Here is a 15,986-nt window from a genome sequence, read left to right on the forward strand (position 1 = left end):
CATTGTACCTTTTCTATTTTGGACTGACTATACTAATAAGGTGTTAAAAGGAGCTAAAAATGAAACTCGCAGAAGCCCTACTTATTCGTAGCGATATGCAAAAAAAACTTGCTCAAATTAAAGGACGTATTCGTAGTAATGCTAAAGTTCAAGAAGGCGATACGCCAAATGAAGATCCAAGTCAGCTAATGATTGAGGCCAGTCAAGTCATTACTGAGTTATCTGCTTTGATTGAGCGTATTCACCGTACCAATGCAGTTGCTAAGACGGATAAAGATCAATCAATGCTGACGCTATTGGTTGAACGCGAGGCGTTGGAGATGCGCCACAAACTATTAATTGAAGCAATTGAAGCGACCGACACTGAGGCAGATCGTTATAGTCATCGAGAAATTAAATGGAATATTATGGTCTCAGTAGCTGGCTTACAAAAGCAAGCCGATGACCTAGCGATGAAACTACGCAAAATTAATATTGTCATTCAAGCCAATAACTGGCAAATTAACCTTGTTGAATAAGATTTGTAGACTACTAAATTTATAATTTTCTATTCTTATAGTCATAAATGAATAGAACCACCTATTGGAACCGATTGGGCGAGTGTCAGACCCCTTACCTACACAACAGGGGGTTGAAAACATACTGTAGTGTTTGTCATGCGTTGCGGGTAGACGCTTTTTTTACTACTTATGCCCCGAACATGTCACAGCTCACAAGGTACTACTTAGACCTTACTACCAGATACTGACAGTCGGTTTCAACTTTACGTTTAATGCCTCTTGATACGCCGATTATCAAGAGCGTCATCTACGAGTACTACGCATTTACCAAACTCAACACCCCGTGTTAAACCTCTCTAATCCACGACTCCATTCAAGTCCTCACTAGGGAACCGCCCATTGTTCCCATAACAGACGTTATGACAAATAATTTTAGTAACAACAGTCGATCGAGCATAAAGCCACCGCAACTACCTATTTAACTAGGCAGCTTTGGTGGTTTTTTAGGTTTTGGTAGAGGTGTTTTTGCATCACCAGTTTGCTTGTCATCAGAGTCAGTGTAGTGTGGCTCATCACTAACAACATCGCTATCAATCGCACTTATCGTTTTGGTGGCCTTATCGTATTGGATATCATCGGTATAAGGAACGCTGTTTAGTTCGTCATCGATTAAACCATCGTCCAAATCCATTACCTTTTCAGGAGAGTTATACGGCTGCGTATGCTCATCTGTCGGCTGCTTTTCATAGTTGATGTCGGTATTGGTCTGGGAATGTTGAGCATCAGCATGTTTAGATTCAGGCAGTATCCTGACATCAGACAAACGCCTTACCACATAATTACTCGGTATGGATTTGCCATTTTTTTGTGCGGAGGTATCATCAAATATCATGTGACCCTGACTATCGATACGCGCATATTTCATTGGCTTATCACGTGGCCAGAAAAAGTCAGACGGATGGCTAATAATATGGCCAAACACCAGTTTTGTGAGGCGACTCCATTCAAAAAAGCGAACTTCTTTAGAACGTAGGGCGACAAACAGTGCCAACGAAAAGCTAACGATCAAGTTGACCAGACCAATAAGTGCCACGCCAAGTATAGAAATCAGGATGAGGCTCCAACTGATGTCATCAGCAGATATATTGAATAGCCCGTGTGCCAAGTTTGCTGAAGCAAAGGCAATGTGACGGATATCAATTGGTAGGCCAAAGATATAGCCAATAGTCGCGGTACTACCTAAGAACACCCCGAATAAGAAGTTACCCATGATAGCGCCCAAATTGGCTTCTATAAAGCCGCCTAAACGCTGAAGCCATGAGCTAGGCAATATGTATTTCAACAATCTGTGACGTTGTATACGTGCACCTACATTGTTATAAACTGCCAAGTTGTCGTAGTAGCCGGCAATCAAACCAGATAAGAACAGGTAAACCCCAGCAATGGCAGCATGGGGAAGTGCTAATGAGTGAAACGGGTCGAGATCATGTAGCAAGTGTCCTGCTTTCTCAGTATCGATCATTGGCGCGCCAGTATATTGCAACCAAGCAAAAGAGATAATCAAAGCGACGGGTACGGCTAACATGACGTTACCCATGATAGCGATAAACTGGGTGCGCAAGATATCGACGACCAATTCTGATAGCTTAGTCAACTGATGTGATTTTTTACCAGAGCCTTCAGATATGGTAGAGGCGATTGCAGCCGCAGTCATGGCTGGCTGCTTAGTCGCGACTGTGCCGCGAATAACATGAATAAATACGAAACCCAAACCATAGATCATACTGTTGATGAACGCACGACCCATGGGTGCGAGCACTAAGTGATACGCCAGTATTTTTATGGTTGCCATAAATGCAATGATAAAGCCACCAATAGAGGCTTTTTTAAGCATCTTTTGATAGCCAGCTTTATCGGTACTAATATAATGCTCACCGACGCGACTGGCATTTTCTGTGACTTTTCGAGAGAGTAGTTTGGTATTGTTATCAATCAAATAACCAATACTATAGCGCTGATTGGCCGTAGTAATGAGCGCCTGTATCAGTTCGATAACAGCGCGATCTCGCTTTTGATTATCGTCTGTGACCAGCTCAGTTAAAATCCGCATACGCTGCAAGCTTTGATCCAAACGCAGCATCATATTGGTCAAACGGATAGAAATACCGGTCTTATAAATCCGCTTGCGTACGGTAGCGACGATATCTTCGCACTGTTCAAGCATAACCAATAGAGGTGCGGGATCGACTGCTTGCTCAGGCGTAATATCTGTCAAGGTATCAAGCTCATGTGCTTGACGATATTGATTAACGAAGAGTACGGCTTCTTGATTTTGTGCAACAAAAGACGCGGAATAATTCAGTATCTGCGGATACGACTCCATCAAATCAGGATGCAAGCCGATACCGCTGATGCGATAAGACAAAATGATAATGGCGTTTAAAATACTGTTTTTTGCGGTAGCGACTAGATTTAAGTGTTTCTCTTCTACGCGCACCAGCTCAACCAGTTTGTCCCATTTTTCCTTTTCGATATTGGCCAGCCAGCGTTCATCAGAGCGCTTGTTAAACAGATAGCCCACCAGTTCAACGACAGAGTCATCTTGTGGTAATAATGGTAGAAACCGATGGCCTATTAAACGGCGTAAACTGTTAAAAAACCCTTGATCGGACATAATGCCAGTATCGGTATACAGCGCAATTTGTCGATATTGGATAATCAGTTTTAGCACAAAACTAGACAGCCCATCTCCATATTCTGGATGCTGATGTATGATATCAATAAGGGATTGAATTTTTTCGTTGGCCAATGCAGGTTCTTTATCACTGACTCGCAGCTCATCAATCAAGCGTTTGAGTACCGCAGGATCTGGCACGTCGCTCAAGGCAGTAATCTGTTGTAAAATGCGTTTTAATTCTGACACGTCGCACCCTTTATCATGGTTGTTTCAATCGTTTTTATTATTTAAGTCGGTATAAGTGGTTGAGTAATGTTTACCAATCGTTCAATTGTAGTCGAGCGACATCTTGTCTTGCGTTATTTTAATCGGAACTGCCAATTGATATTGAATTATTTTGTTAGCAGTTATTTTGACAAAAAAAAGGACAGTAACACGACTGTCCTTTTAATCAAGGTATTTTAGGTGAGTTGTAAAGCTAGCTTAGCTTGCAGGAACGTCGAAATAAGCAAGATCAAAGTTCATCATTGGGTCACTACCAGCTTTGACCATTTTTGCATGAGCATCGATACGCGGTAGGACACGGCCAACGAAATAGTCAGCAAGCTTGGCTTTATTGATGTAAAACTCGCCTTCTTTGCCATTAGCGGCTTCTACCATCAACGCAAACATGTATGAGTAAGCAAGGTAGCCAAACGCATGCATGTAGTCAACAGCACAGCCATTGATTTCGTTTTTGCGTTCACCGATGTTGTTAAGCACAGTGGTGGTTAGCTCTTCAATGGTATCTGCTGCATTTAACGTAGCTTGTTTGATAGCGTGATCTGCTTGCATGTTGTTAACAAAGTCACGAATCTCACCCAAGAAGTGAGTGACGTACTTACCGTTGTTACGAGCAACTTTACGACCTAGTAAGTCAAGCGCTTGAATACCGTTGGTACCTTCATAAATCTGTGCAATACGTGTATCACGAACGATCTGCTCCATACCCCATTCGCGGATATAGCCATGACCACCAAATACTTGCTGACAATCAACAGTGGCTTCTAGTGCTTTATCAGTCAGGAACGCTTTAGCAACCGGTGTCAGTAGGGCAACACGAGCCGCAGCTGCTTTGGCTGACTCAGGATCGGTACTAAACTTCTCTTCATCAAGATTTTTGGCAACATACATCGCAAAACAGCGCGACGCTTCAGTGTTTACTTTGGCGTTCAATAGCATACGACGGACGTCAGCATGATGGATAATAGCATCAGCGGGTTTTTCTGGGCTTTGTAGCTGTGTATCGCTACGGCCTTGACCACGGTCATTGGCATATAATGCTGCATTTTGATAGGCAAGCTCAGAGCCACCAAGGCCTTGCAAGCCCATAGTGACACGCTCATAGTTCATCATGATAAACATTGATGATAGACCAGTGTTTTCCGCGCCAACCATCCAGCCTTTAGCATTATCAAAGTTCATGACACAAGTTGCAGAGGCTTTGATACCCATTTTGTGTTCGATAGAGCCTACCGCTAATGTGTTGCGCTCGCCTAAGCTACCATCTGCATTGACCAAGAATTTTGGTACGACAAATAGCGAGATACCTTTTGAGCCTTCTGGTGCATTTGGTGTTTTTGCCAATACCAAATGAATGATGTTGTCAGTAAGGTCATGCTCACCACCAGTGATAAAGATTTTGGTACCAGAGATATCATAGCTACCATCATCATTAGGCACAGCTTTGGTTTTGATAATACCCAAATCAGTACCAGCATGCGGCTCCGTCAAGCACATGGTGCCAGCCCATTCGCCATTGTACATTTTTTCTAGATAAGTTTGCTTTTGCTCTTCAGAGCCAGCTGCATTTAAGCAAAGCGTCGCACCAACAGTTAGGTTTGGATATAGGGCAAATGATTGGTTAGCAGTGAAAACCATCTCTTCGGTGAGCATGGTAACCATTTTAGGGAAGCCCTGACCGCCGTATTCAGCATTACCGCTTAAGCCAACCCAGCCAGATTCAGCATATTGCTTATAGGCTTCTTTAAATCCTGTCGGAGTCGTGACGACGCCATCACCTTCGAAAGTTGCGCCTTCTTCATCACCGCTACGGTTAATAGGAAGTAGAATGTTTTTTGACAGTTTTCCCATTTCTTCTAAAATCATATCGACAGTTTCCATGTCGACATGAGCCAAGTTTTCGTTGTTTTGCCAAAACTCTGGCGCTTTGAATACGTCATTTAAGATAAAGCGCATGTCATTAAGAGGGGCATTATAAACAGCCATAAACATTCCTTTGGTTCAAATAATTAAAATTGAAGTTGTTAAGATTATCAACTGTTTTCTTGGTATAACCTTAGCGATTAATAATCAAAGTTTAACAAATAAGCTTGTGAGCGAGTGTATTTCTTCGTGAATTGTGCGTACACCAAAAGTTAGCAACGGCTATTGAAGTGCTTATAGACACCTCGCTGATAACTATAATGTGAGAAGGTAGGCGGGTCGGTACTTATAGACAGTTGCTATAGTCAAAACTATGTTGATAGTTGTCATAAGTATCTGCAAAACAAAGCGGCAACACACCGAAGTATGTTGCCGCTCAAGATTATACGATAGCGAAGTTTAGCGCTTTAATTAAAAGGCAAACTGATCAACGTCCATGCTCATGTATGGCTCTACACCAGTGCTGATACGCTGTACGTGCGTAGTAGTACGTGGCAATAGCTTAGCAAAGTAGAACTGAGCCGTTTTAACTTTAGCGTCATAGAATGCTTTTTCGCCAGTACCGTTTGCGATAGCAGTCTGAGCAACCAGTGCCATACGTGCCCATAAGTAGGCTAGGGTGACATAACCACTGAAATACATATAGTCTACTGCAGCGCCGCCGACAGCGTCTGGCGTTTCAGTTGCTTGCATGCCGATGCGTGCAGTCAAATCGCCCCATTCTTTAAGATGCTTGGCAAGTGGGCGAATGAACTGACCCATCTCGTCATTTTCTTTGTTTTCTTCACAGAATTCTTTAATAACGTTTACAAAGTTAGCAAGTAGCTTACCTTGTGAACCCAAGACTTTACGGCCTAACAAGTCAAGTGCTTGAATCTCTGTGGTACCTTCGTATAAGCAAGAGATGCGCGTATCACGTACGTTCTGCTCCATACCCCATTCGCTAACGAAACCATGACCACCATAAACCTGAATACCATGGTTAGCAGCTTCTAAACCTGTTTCAGTCAAGAACGCTTTAGCAATTGGTGTCAGTAGTGATAACATTTGATCAGCAAACTTCAACGCTTCGCCTTCGCCTTTTGCAACGGTATCTGCAAAGTGTGAGAGATAATAAACTAGCGCACGACCACCTTCAGCAAAGGCTTTTTCAGTCAATAGCATGTTACGAACCGCTGGATGTACGATGATAGGATCAGCCGCTTTTTCTGGTGCTTTCGTACCTGATAGTGAGCGCATCGCTAAGCGGTCTTTTGCATAAGTCAATGAACCTTGGAATGCATACTCTGCTGCAGTCAAACCTTGTACAGCAGTACCGATACGTGCCACGTTCATAAAGGTGAACATACACTGTAGGCCGCGGTTTTCAGGTCCAATCAAGTAACCTGTTGCGCCATCGAAGTTCATGACACAAGTTGCAGAGGCTTTGATACCCATTTTATGTTCGATAGAGCCACAAACGACATTGTTGCTTTCGCCAACGCTACCATCTGCGTTTACCGTCATTTTAGGAACGATAAACAGTGAGATACCTTTGGTGCCAGCAGGTGCGCCTGGTAGACGAGCCAAAACAATATGGATGATGTTACCGGTTAGGTCATGCTCACCGGCAGAGATGAAAATCTTTTGCCCCGTGATGCTATAGCTCCCATCTTCTTTAGGCTCAGCTTTGGTACGGATAATACCCAAGTCAGAACCCGCATGCGCTTCAGTAAGACACATGGTGCCTGACCATTCGCCAGTGACCATTTTTTCTAAATAGGTTTGTTTTTGCTCGTCAGTACCATGATGCTCGATGGTTTGAATAGCACCATGTGATAGGCCAGGGTACATAGAGAATGACCAGTTAGCCGTACCAACCATTTCATTGATGACAGTAGATAATGAGAACGGCATGTTTTGACCGCCAAAATCTTCTTCAGCAGATAAAGCAGGGAAGCCAAGCTCACAATACGCGTCATAAGCTTCTTTAAAGCCTTTTGGCGTGGTGACCTTACCATTATCAAACTTACAGCCTTCAGCATCACCGCTTTGGTTCAATGGTGACAGTTCGTTTTCAGCAAAGCTTGCAGCCATTTCAAATAGGCTGTCCATTAGCTCGCGGTCAGCTTCTTGGAACGCAGGCAGAGTTTTGTAGTGGCTTTCACTATCGAGTAGTTCATGCATAACGAATTGGATATCACGTAAGGGCGCTTTGTATTGCATAACTTCCTGTCCTTTTTGGAATGTAACCGATCATAGCCAATAATGAGCATATGGTCGCACTATCCTCTAGTGCGTTATTCTTACCTAGCCAATCTGAAAATCTAAATAAATGATAAACAGTAAAGCAGGTCAACCATGCTATCGATTACATAAAATAGTGTTAAAAAGAGTGGTGATTGTCAGAGTCAATGAGAGATTAAATATGCTCTAACAAATTCACTATAAAAGATAGGCTTTCATAGGTGATTATACAAGTTTGGTGACAGGACTGATAAGTCATGAACCTATCTTGCATCGGTTATGCAATCGACGTTAGGCGCTAGGAAACAGCAGCATTAAACATATGAAAACTCTAACGTTACTAAGACAGATAGTCCTTTATATGATTAGTATTAACGTGAAAAAACGACAGCCAAAAAAATAGCGTTTGCCAGAAAGACAAACGCATTAGTATAAATTACAACACTATTTGGTAGAACCGAGCATGTAAGTTATTTCACAGATATAAACGTGATAAACATTAAACATGCTCGTATGCTAGGAGTCTGAACATAGTTGCTTATGGTTAATAAGTTATAGTGAATAGTTTAACGTTTACTCAGAAGCGTTTTGTTTAATCAACATCGCAGTGGCGACATCAGCAGCTACGGGTTTGCTAAACCAATAGCCCTGACCAATTTTGCAACCCATATCTAACAACACATCGCGCTGCTGCTCAGTTTCGATACCTTCAGCAACGACCTGCATGTCTAAAGCGACTGCTAAGTCTAAAATGGCTTTTACAATCGCGTGCTGGGTACGATCGGTTTCAATATTGGAGATAAAGCTCTTATCAATCTTGATAAAATCAAATGGATATTCTTGCAAGTAGCTCAATGACGCATAACCAGTACCGAAATCATCGAGCGCTAGACGTACGCCAAGCTCTCTAAGCGAGTTAAGCTGTTTTTTTACATTATCATGACGCTGAATCAAAGACGACTCGGTCACTTCGATATGCAACTGATCAGCAGCAACGTCATTCTCGGTCAGTAGTGTACTCACCATATCAAAGAAGTCAGGGTGGCTAAACTCAGCAGCATCAGCGTTAATACAGACGTGTTGATGAAACCCTTGCTGTTGCCAAACGGCTAATTGTTTGACGATTTTAATGGCCAGTTGCGAAAACAAATCAAAGGAGAGCTTGTGCGCGATAATGGCATTGATAAAATGAACGGGCTTTAGTAATCCGCGAGTAGGGTGTTGCCAACGTACCAATGCTTCAAAACCTGTGATAGCTCCAGTCTCTAATGAAAACTTTGGCTGATAATAAGGAACGAATTGGCCTTCAATGGTAGCAGTTCTAAGCTCAGACTCTAGCTCTAAACTGCCAGCGGTAGCGCTTTCAATGGCCTCATCGTACCAACGTATATCATCGCCTCCATGCTGCTTGACATAGTCTAATGCTTTTTCTGCTTTGGTCAATAAACCCGTTACTTCATTATCGTCTTTTGGAAAACAGCTCACACCCACAGAAATATGGTAATAGATATTTGCATCTGTCGCATGGCTCTTGTCAGTAGAGAAGGGACGCTCACACATTTGCATGAGTGTGTCTAGCTGATGACGTACCATATTGGCATCTTTAACTTCAAATAATAGCGCAAAATCATCACCCCCAAAGTGAGAAAAGGAGCGTAAATTATGCAGTTTGAGCTTTTCGACTCCTTCTGCAAAGTTTTTTATTAAATCATTGGCACCATCAGGCCCTAATAGGCTGGCAAGATTGCGATAACGGTCAATGTTTAAGCGTACAAGGACAACCTCTTGGTAACTATCCAATAGCATGTCACTTGTCTGACTCAAAAATACCTTGCGGTTAGGGAGACCTGTGAGCTGATCATAGTTGAGTAAATGGGCGACCTGTTTTTGATCTTTAATAACTGCAGACATATCACGCAGCATACCAATATGATAAGCCATTTGATCTATGTAAATTCTGCGATAAGTAATATGACAGTCAATATTCTGTCCATAACGGTTGGCCATCGAAAAATCAAGTTCATAAAAACCATGTTCGTTTAAGTTTTTCTTGATATCTTTTAGAATTACTTGCTCTTCTTCTGATAAAAACTCAGCAGCATAAATACCAAGTGGCCGACCAACCAAGAACTCTTCTTTGTAGCCAATCAAAAGCTCATAACTAGCATTAACAGATAAATAACGTAGATTTTCGTCTAGTATAAAAATGGCGTCTTCAAGCTGTTCACATAGCGTACTCATCAACTGCTGCTTGATTGATACTGGAATAGTGTCAAAATTGCTCATAATAGTGACTCACAAAAGATAAGGGCTTATAAAAATAAGAACTGCATTATCAATTTATTAACATTGAGTTGGCATCGCGTTTTACTATGCACGATACAGAACAGACATTATTTTTGACTATAAGCATAAAAGATAAAAACTACGATAGTCATACTAATACTTATCAGTTTTTACTAGGTGCTTAAGGCATGTAAAGTAGCTAACGCTACCACTGGTGCAGTCTCGGTACGCAAGACTCTTGTGCCGATTTGCCAAGGCTTAAAGCCAACACTCTCCGCTTGCTGACATTCATCTTGACTCAGACCACCTTCAGGCCCGATCAACAGTTTGATATAAGGGGTCTGTTGTTTGAGAATATTAGATAGAGCGTTAGGCATGGCAGGTTGTCCTGCTGCTGGTACGCTCATTTGCATACATAAATCTGCAAGACCGTCTAATATCTGGTAATAAGGATCTTGACTAAGCACAGAAACGACAGGGCTGACAGTCATCTCATTATGAGTAGAGTCAGTGTTGGTATTGCTTAGCCATTGGGTAATGGATTGTGGTGCAAAAATGAGAGGCGGACGATTAAGTCCGCACTGTTCGCAAGCTGCGATCGCCACTTGTTGCCAATGCAACAGTTTCTTCTCAATTTGTGCAGGTTTTAATGTAACTTCTCCGTGGTGGCTACTGAGTAACTGAATAGCAGTCACGCCAAGTTCGGTCGCCTTTTGTATCGCATAGTCCATACGTTCGCCTCGGCTCATTACTAAGCCGATTTGAGTGATAGTAGGTGCCGTACGATCATCGTCTATATGAGCAAGTAAAGTAGCAGTGGCGTTTCTTTTACTGATTGCCTGTAGCTCTACTATATATTCGCCACCAAATCCATCGAATAAAATCCCTTGATCACCAATGTTGGCTCGTAATACACGGCACCAGTGATGGACAACGCTATCTGGTAATTCGACATTGCTACCTAGTGGCAACTCACCCAATTTAGGTAGTGCTGAGGCATCAGCATTGTCGTTGTTAATGGCATAAAAAAAACGTCGCACGTGGTCTTATTCCTATTATTTGATTGAGTATAGTTATTATTAGATCTATAGAATATCACTTGAGACAATTAATGACATTTGTTTTATGAGAATTTTTCTTAATAAAGATAATTATTTTTAGAGCAGTATTATTACACAGTGAAGAAATTTTTAAAAATCAAATAAGATAAAGTGTATGAATAAAACTGTAAAGGGTTATTGGTCAAAATTTTGACAATAAAAAACTGGCGCTCCTAGAAGCGCCAGTCATTGATAGTGTATTCAGGAATGATTAAGGGGTATTCTAGAATGCTTACAAGTTTAAGCAGTCAATCCCAATGCTTCTACCAAGCGTTTGTTTGGCTCAACTTTGTTCATGCTATAAAAATGCATGGCAGGGACGCCCTCGGCAATCAAGCGTTCACACAAGCGATAAACCACATCAAAGCCAAATTCACGAATAGCCTTACTATCGTCACCAAAATCCGTCAACTGCTTACGTACATAGCGCGGAATATCAGCACCACAGCTATCAGCAAAACGCAAAAGATTGCTTGAATTGGTAATTGGCATGATACCAGCGACCAAAGGCTGAGCTACTGTATCAATACCGCGTTTCTCTAACTTATCACGCAAGTACAGATAGCTGTCAGCGTTGTAGAAAAACTGGGTAATCGACGCATTGGCACCAGCTTGGTATTTATTTACCAGATTATCGATATCAAACTCAAAGCTACGCGCTTGTGGGTGCATTTCAGGATAGGAAGCCACTTCGATATGGAAGTGATCACCTGAGTGCTCACGAATGTACTTTACCAAATCTACCGCAAATGGTAGCTCACCCATGCCCACCTGACCTGATGGCAAATCGCCGCGTAGCGCCACTAAGCGTCTAATACCTAAAGTCTTATAATACTCGAGCAATTCAGCGATTTCACTTTTATCATCGCCAATACAAGACATATGCGGCGCGATTTCAGTGGTACCACGTACACTTAGTGCCTGTACGATATCTAAGGTGCGGCTACGGGTTGAACCGCCCGCACCATACGTTACCGAAAAATAAGCTGGTGACAACTTATTAAGCTCATCATAAGTACTGAGAAGCTTTTCGTGACCTTGCTCGGTCTTCGCAGGAAAGAACTCAAAGGAGAAAGCAGGCTTACTCACAGTCAGGCTCCTTTTAGTATTTATAAGCATCAGGCTTGAATGGACCTTCAACTGGCACACCCAAATACTCAGCTTGCTTTTGGGTCAGCTTGGTTAGCGTACCGTTAAAGCCTGCAACCATCGCAGCGGCTACTTCTTCGTCTAACTTTTTAGGCAATACTTTTACGTATAGGTTGTCAGTACGTTGGTCAGCTGGCAAGTCAGCGAATTTTTCTTCGAACAGATACATTTGAGCCAATACTTGGTTGGCAAATGAGCCGTCCATCACGCGTGATGGGTGACCAGTTGCGTTACCTAGGTTCACTAGGCGACCTTCAGCAAGCAAGATCAAATAATCGTTCTCATCGTCTGAGCGGAAGATTTGATGAACTTGTGGCTTGATCTCAACCCAGCGCCAGTTATCACGCATAAACTGTGTGTCGATTTCTGTATCAAAGTGACCGATGTTACACACCACAGCACCAGGCTTAAGGGCTGCTAGCATATGACGGTCACAAACGTGATAGTTACCAGTCGTGGTGACGATCATGTCAGTGTCTTCAAGCAAGCGCTTGTTGATGCTGGCTGCGCCGCCCGTGTTGTCACCGTCAATGTATGGTGATAAGACTTCAAAGCCGTCCATACATGCCTGCATAGCACAAATAGGGTCAACTTCTGAAACACGTACGATCATGCCTTCTTGGCGTAAGCTTTGTGTAGAGCCTTTACCTACATCGCCATAACCGATAACCAAAGCGCGGCGACCAGCAAGGAACATATCGGTAGCGCGTTTGATAGCATCGTTTAAGCTATGACGGCAGCCGTATTTGTTGTCGTTTTTAGACTTGGTAACTGCATCGTTGACGTTGATGGCTGGTACTTTAAGTGTACCTTTACCAAGCATCTCAACCAAGCGATGAACGCCAGTGGTGGTCTCTTCTGAAATACCGTGGATGTTATCAAGAAGCTCTGCATAATCATTGTGAATCAAAGCAGTCAAATCACCGCCATCATCCAAGATTAAGTTAGCATCCCAAAGTTGGCCTGATGCTTCGCCGCCAACATGGACTTGCTGACGTAGGCACCATTCATACTCTTCTTCTGTTTCGCCTTTCCAAGCATAAACAGAGATACCAGCAGCAGCAATTGCAGCAGCAGCATGGTCTTGAGTTGAGAAGATATTACATGATGTCCAGCGTACTTCAGCACCAAGCGCGACTAGTGTCTCGATAAGTACGGCTGTCTGAATGGTCATGTGGATACAGCCAGCGATTTTCGCGCCTTTAAGCGGCTGGTCGGCTTCGTAGCGACGACGCAAACCCATTAGGGCAGGCATTTCGGCTTCAGCAAGGGTAATTTCACGGCGGCCGTAATCAGCAAGGCTGATGTCAGCGACTTTGTAGTCAGTGAAAGAGGGATCGATCGTATGGGCAGATGGTGTAGTAGACACTGCGTCCATAATATGCTCCTATCAGTGGTTAACGAATGATAAAAAGAATAAAAACGCAGGTGCCGTTGTTTGCGCTGTGAGCGACCAAAAATATGGACTCTCGACAGTTAACCGAGCCTAACATAACCTGTGATTGCATAACTATAGAATGTTAATGCAGTAAATCACTATTATGGCGCAACACCTCTCGGAGGTCGTTATTGTAATAGATGAGTGGTTAATTGTCACCTATTGACTGAGATAAATAGCTGACGCCTTAGACAAACAAAACCTCAAACAGGAATCTATAGCCATAAAAAAGGCCATCGACTGATGACCTTTTTTGTTTTAATGTTTTTTGATACTACTCAGCCAAAATTAGTACCAGTTGTAGGTTAGAGAGGTAAAGTAGTTAATACCGTCAGTATTATAGCCAATATCTGTTATATACTCTTCGTTAGTGATGTTATTTAGACGTGCAGTCATAGATAAATTATCAGTAAGTTTGTAGTTACCACTGATGTTCAGCAATCCATAGTTGTCTACAAATTGAGAGTCAGTATTGGTAATTCTGCTGTAATAGTCCCCTACATACTGATATTCAGCGCGTATATCTAAACTTGGCAGACGGTATCCGACATATACCAAGCCCTTGTGTTCAGGACGGTAGGGAAGAGAGTTGCCATCATCACTTCCGCCACTACTGTCTTCTGCCTTCTGGTAATCATAGCTGCCGCCAAACAGATAGTCGTTCATTTCCCAGTCAGAAGTTAATGAGATACCTTTGATTTTAGCTTCATTGATATTTTGACTAGCTCCTGCATAAGGATTGCTAGGCGTAGGGCTTGCGACGTAACTGATTAAATTTTCAACATCATTATAATAGCCAGTGAGACGTGTAGACTGTAGCAGAGTGTTGTATTCAGCAAAAGCTTCGTAGTTGTCGCTAGTTTCAGGCTTTAGATCGGGGTTACCACTATATACAGGGCTTAAATCATTAAAAACAGGTGCGCGGAAGCCTTTAGCATAGCTCGCACCAACGCGGAAATCAGGACTAAGATGCATTGCACCGCCCAAATTATAGGTGGTTTCATCACCATAGCGTGAGTCATCATCGTAGCGTAGGTTGGCTTGTGCATCAAAGCGGTCATTGGCGATGACATAGCCAGCAAAGGCACTTTTGACATTACGGTCATCAATACTGTAAGCCGTGCTGTCTAAGTCTTGAGTGAGGTATTCGAGACCATAAACACCTTCACCAGCTAGCAGCTTGTTTTTACCAACTAAGCTAATCTGGTCTTGAGTACCATCGAATACATTTGGATACTTAGAATAAGACTCGCTTTTATCAATAGAGTGACCATATTGGAGCTTAACAGAGGCATCAGGCATATATTGCCAGTCGACATAAGCTTGTGCTGCGCCGTTTTCTTGATCAGCATGAGCGTCTTCAAAAGTACCATCGTCATATTCAGTAGTGGATTTACTATACAAGATGCTAGCACCTGTCAGTAACGTGTCGCTAAAACGCTGATTGACTGCTAAGCTTACACTGTCGCTCTCAAAACCATCATCGTCTTTATTATAAGGGTCATTTTGATTACTGGGATCTGGACGGGTCGCATTGATACCATCTGTTTCGTTGTGACTGGCTGAAAGGCTTAATGTAGTACCATTAGTATTGGCAAGTTGTGCGCTTGCACCGTATACATAATGATCGTTTGAGCCGATACCTGCGGTAACTGACATACTGCTTCGATCTATATTGCCGCCTTTAGTGAATACTTGAATGACACCGCCCATCGCATCCGCACCGTAGATGCTAGAACCTGATGCTCCATAGAGAACTTCAATTCGATCAATTTGATCAGCAGGTAGCAAGTTTAACGCGGCGCCTCCAGCGCTGACTGAGCTATAACGTATACCATCAATCAATACGAGGACTTGTTTGCTATCGTAGCCGCGCATATAAAAGTTTGAAGAAGCGCCAAGACCACCGTTTTGTTTAAAAGCAATGCCTGGCTGACGTTTGAGTACGTCCAAAACGGTTTGACCTTGATAACGTTGTAACTCTTCTTTATCGATTACTCGTGTTTGCGCAATTACATTACTTGTCTTAGTAGGTGTGCGAGTGGCTGTCACGACAATTTCATCAAGCTCAACTTGTGGTAGGTTACTATCGTTGATGGAAGCGTTTTCAGAAATGGCTGCCATTGCAGTATTTACTGCAAGTAAGCCAAGCGCGCTCAAAATACTTAAACGAAGATAGGTACGTGAAGATGCACGTGATACAGACATAGTCGATTCCAAAGTAATCAAGTTAAAAATGCAGAAATGAGAGGTAACTATTATGACGTAAAAGGGGTCAAAAGTTACAAAAAACAGTATATAAGCAAAACTGTGCTCATTATCTACAAATTAACTTGCTTTATAAACTACTTTAACCTAATTTTTATTCAGGGTAGGCTGAATGTTATTCAGGTTAGCTTGCTAAA

Annotated in this window: 9 protein-coding genes; 1 reads left to right on the forward strand and 8 read right to left on the reverse strand. The window is 42.5% G+C overall.

Translation table 11 applies throughout. The features are described from left to right. Positions 1–59: 59 nt before the first annotated feature. On the forward strand, positions 60–518 hold the full coding sequence (locus CXF60_RS01985) for a DIP1984 family protein (RefSeq protein WP_102090564.1): 459 nt from the start codon (positions 60–62) through the stop codon (positions 516–518). Positions 519–978: 460 nt separating this feature from the next. Here the strand turns inward: CXF60_RS01985 and CXF60_RS01990 are convergent, their stop codons facing one another. The 8 genes from CXF60_RS01990 to CXF60_RS02025 form a co-directional block, all read right to left on the reverse strand. Beyond that, positions 979–3,423 (reverse strand): site-specific recombinase, encoded by a 2,445-nt coding sequence (locus tag CXF60_RS01990; RefSeq protein WP_102090565.1) that lies wholly within the window; start codon positions 3,421–3,423, stop codon positions 979–981. A 237-nt stretch (positions 3,424–3,660) separates the two neighbouring features. Continuing rightward, positions 3,661–5,445 (reverse strand): acyl-CoA dehydrogenase C-terminal domain-containing protein, encoded by a 1,785-nt coding sequence (locus CXF60_RS01995; RefSeq protein ID WP_102090566.1) that lies wholly within the window; start codon positions 5,443–5,445, stop codon positions 3,661–3,663. 348 nt (positions 5,446–5,793) lie between these two features. After that, a complete protein-coding gene (locus CXF60_RS02000; protein WP_102090567.1) occupies positions 5,794–7,587 on the reverse strand; it encodes an acyl-CoA dehydrogenase C-terminal domain-containing protein in 1,794 nt (597 codons plus the stop codon). A gap of 594 nt (positions 7,588–8,181) precedes the next feature. Beyond that, complete coding sequence (locus tag CXF60_RS02005) at positions 8,182–9,894, reverse strand: putative bifunctional diguanylate cyclase/phosphodiesterase (protein ID WP_102090568.1); 1,713 nt, start codon at positions 9,892–9,894, stop codon at positions 8,182–8,184. Positions 9,895–10,067: 173 nt separating this feature from the next. Beyond that, positions 10,068–10,934: a 16S rRNA (uracil(1498)-N(3))-methyltransferase gene (locus CXF60_RS02010; RefSeq protein WP_102090569.1), complete on the reverse strand. Its 867-nt coding sequence runs from the start codon at positions 10,932–10,934 to the stop codon at positions 10,068–10,070. Between the two features lie 300 nt (positions 10,935–11,234). Next, a complete protein-coding gene (gene metF / locus CXF60_RS02015; RefSeq protein WP_228707007.1) occupies positions 11,235–12,113 on the reverse strand; it encodes a methylenetetrahydrofolate reductase [NAD(P)H] in 879 nt (292 codons plus the stop codon). Further along, entirely contained in the window at positions 12,097–13,521 is a 1,425-nt protein-coding gene (gene ahcY / locus CXF60_RS02020; RefSeq protein WP_101204984.1) for an adenosylhomocysteinase, read from the reverse strand. The genes metF and ahcY overlap by 17 nt, the downstream gene beginning before the upstream one ends. 348 nt (positions 13,522–13,869) lie before the next feature. Further along, positions 13,870–15,789 (reverse strand): TonB-dependent receptor plug domain-containing protein, encoded by a 1,920-nt coding sequence (locus CXF60_RS02025; RefSeq protein WP_102090571.1) that lies wholly within the window; start codon positions 15,787–15,789, stop codon positions 13,870–13,872. Positions 15,790–15,986: the final 197 nt, after the last annotated feature.

It is taken from the genome of Psychrobacter sp. 4Bb, from assembly GCF_002836735.1.
GTDB lineage: Bacteria > Pseudomonadota > Gammaproteobacteria > Pseudomonadales > Moraxellaceae > Psychrobacter.

Bases quoted from the DNA above. Each gene is read 5' to 3' on its own strand.
- CXF60_RS02000 (WP_102090567.1), bottom strand. From the start codon at position 7,587: ATGCAATACAAAGCGCCCTTACGTGATATCCAATTCGTTATGCATGAA.
- metF (WP_228707007.1), bottom strand. From the start codon at position 12,113: ATGCTTATAAATACTAAAAGGAGCCTGACTGTGAGTAAGCCTGCTTTC.
- CXF60_RS01985 (WP_102090564.1), top strand. From the start codon at position 60: ATGAAACTCGCAGAAGCCCTACTTATTCGTAGCGATATGCAAAAAAAA.
- CXF60_RS01995 (WP_102090566.1), bottom strand. From the start codon at position 5,445: ATGGCTGTTTATAATGCCCCTCTTAATGACATGCGCTTTATCTTAAAT.
- CXF60_RS02025 (WP_102090571.1), bottom strand. From the start codon at position 15,789: ATGTCTGTATCACGTGCATCTTCACGTACCTATCTTCGTTTAAGTATT.
- ahcY (WP_101204984.1), bottom strand. From the start codon at position 13,521: ATGGACGCAGTGTCTACTACACCATCTGCCCATACGATCGATCCCTCT.
- CXF60_RS02005 (WP_102090568.1), bottom strand. From the start codon at position 9,894: ATGAGCAATTTTGACACTATTCCAGTATCAATCAAGCAGCAGTTGATG.